This is a genomic window from Rothia sp. (in: high G+C Gram-positive bacteria), from assembly GCF_030540545.1.
Taxonomy (GTDB): Bacteria; Actinomycetota; Actinomycetes; order Actinomycetales; family Micrococcaceae; genus Rothia.
Genome location: NZ_JAUNVZ010000066.1, coordinates 1 through 1,233, shown reverse-complemented (window position 1 = coordinate 1,233; position 1,233 = coordinate 1). Strand labels below are relative to the sequence as shown.

The window sequence follows — 1,233 nt, the reverse complement described above, 5'->3', positions numbered from 1 at the left end:
GCAGACGGGCAAAACCCCCTCGAAAACACCGGTGCCCAAGAGTCGAGCATGGAACGTGAACCTGCCACACCGGATGCTATCGCCTCCGAACAGCAGGCTAAGGAGCGCAGCACCCGCCCGGGACTGGTGATGCTCTCCGGGCTGCTGGTGGCGGCCGCAGCGTTCGGTACCACTCTTCTCACGTGGGTGGATGCGCGAATCACCGGTGCTTTCGGTGAGCAGTCTTTAGCGGTTTCCGGCTCAAAAGCCGCTCCGGCGGTGAGCGCGCTTGCGTTGGTGGCGTTGGCGGCCCCGCTTGCTGGGCGTATCGCCCCGCGTCTGTTGCGGTATGTGGTGTACGGTGTTGCCGCAGCTGCGGGGGTTGGTATCGTCTTGAGCGTTATTGCGGTGACAAGCAACCCTGCTGCGGCTGTGGTGACAGAGACTAGCCGCCTAACAGGCACAATTTCTCCGGCAGGCGAGTATGCGCTGAGCCCGTGGCCGTGGGTGTCGGCGGCGTGCGGTGCGCTGATTATCGTGGTCGCGCTGTGGGCTGCGTTCACCTCCCGCACCTGGGATGCTGGGCGCAGGTATGAGCGTTCAGCCGCGCGTAGTGTCCATACGGAGGACGGGCACATGGATGAGATGGACGCTTGGGATTCGCTCAGCAGGGGAGAGGACCCCACCACCTAGTGACCCGGTGTGCCCCCTGTTTTTCGTGTTTGGTGTCTTAAATTCAGCCTTAGCCCGCGATATGTCATAGAATCGTGTTAACAAGTGGCGGATTGTTCGGTGAGCATCCGCTGGCACACACTGAGGAGTTTTCGTGGCTGAAGAGAAAATTGTTATTGTTCCTGAACGCCCGTACGCTAACCACGGCAACACGGTTGCCGCGTGGGTTATGGTCGCCATTATGACAGTTGGTGTTCTGGTGGGTTCCATTGCTTACGACTTGGGCAGTCAACCGGTGGTTTTCGTTGGCGCGGGCATTATTGTGATTGGCCTGTTGGTTGGGTTTTTCCTGAAGCAGGCTGGCTATGGCCAGGGCGGGGCGAAGACGAAGAACACCGCGCGCCACTAGGGCTTGCTGGTAGAGGCGTTCCGCGAATGTGCGGGGCGCCTTTTCTCTACCTGCCACGAAGGGCACCTTTGCGGGCGAGTGAACTGAAGGAGTGAACCATGAGTACCAGTACCGTACTGGATGAGATTATTGTTGGCGTGCGTGAGGATTTAACGCAGCGTATGGAGCAGGTT

Annotated in this window: 2 protein-coding genes; both read left to right on the top strand. The window is 59.6% G+C overall.

Translation table 11 applies throughout. The features are described 5' to 3' along the window. Nucleotides 1-672: Trp biosynthesis-associated membrane protein (locus Q4P78_RS08960; RefSeq protein ID WP_303340025.1), on the top strand; the 672-nt coding region annotated here is incomplete at its 5' end. A 133-nt stretch (nucleotides 673-805) separates the two neighbouring features. Continuing rightward, nucleotides 806-1,060, top strand: a complete 255-nt coding sequence (locus Q4P78_RS08955; RefSeq protein WP_037237388.1) for an HGxxPAAW family protein — start codon at nucleotides 806-808, stop codon at nucleotides 1,058-1,060. The last annotated feature ends 173 nt before the right edge of the window (nucleotides 1,061-1,233 follow it).